The 555-nt window shown below is 70.1% G+C and carries 1 protein-coding gene; it reads right to left on the bottom strand.

What is annotated here, in order from left to right; all coding sequences use genetic code 11:
• Positions 1–389, bottom strand: a 389-nt coding sequence (locus Q0938_RS19195; RefSeq protein WP_299365725.1) for a head maturation protease, ClpP-related, incomplete at its 3' end; no start/stop codon positions are given.
• Positions 390–555: the final 166 nt, after the last annotated feature.

The raw sequence follows: 555 nt of genomic DNA, 5'->3' as shown, positions 1-555 counted from the left end.
CCCACCTTGTCCAGCGCCTCGGCCATGGCCCGCATGTCAGAGGCCGTGCCCATCACGAGACCGGCGGGATCATGGATCATCAGGAACGCATTCTCGGGCATGACGATCTCGTCGCCCGCCATCGCGACGTAGGAGGCCGCCGAGGCCGCGATGCCGTCGATCCAGACGGTGACCGTGCCCGCGTGCCGCTTCAGCGCGTTGAAGATTGCCACCGCGTCGAAGACCGAGCCGCCAGGGCTGTTCAGCCGCAGGTCGATGGGGGTTCCCTCGGGAAGCGCGCCGAGCTCCGCAAGAAACCCCTTCGCCGACACCCCGTAGGCCCCGATCTCGTCATAGATCGCCACTTCCGCGCCGGTTCCCCGGGCGCGGATCGCATACCAGCTTGCCATGTCGTCACTCCTGTTCGGTGGCCGGATCGGTCGCCGCCGCGCCGTGGTCCCTGTCCTCGCGGGTCCCTTCGCCGGGGTCCGGCCGCGTCGCCGGCGTAGCCCGCGCTCCCTGCGTCTCGCCGGGGCTGGTGCGATAGCTGAGGCCGAGACGCTTCGTGCGCTCGGC

It is taken from the genome of uncultured Paracoccus sp., from assembly GCF_947496875.1.
In the GTDB taxonomy this organism is placed as follows: domain Bacteria; phylum Pseudomonadota; class Alphaproteobacteria; order Rhodobacterales; family Rhodobacteraceae; genus Paracoccus.
This window is presented reverse-complemented; position numbering and strand designations above follow the sequence as displayed.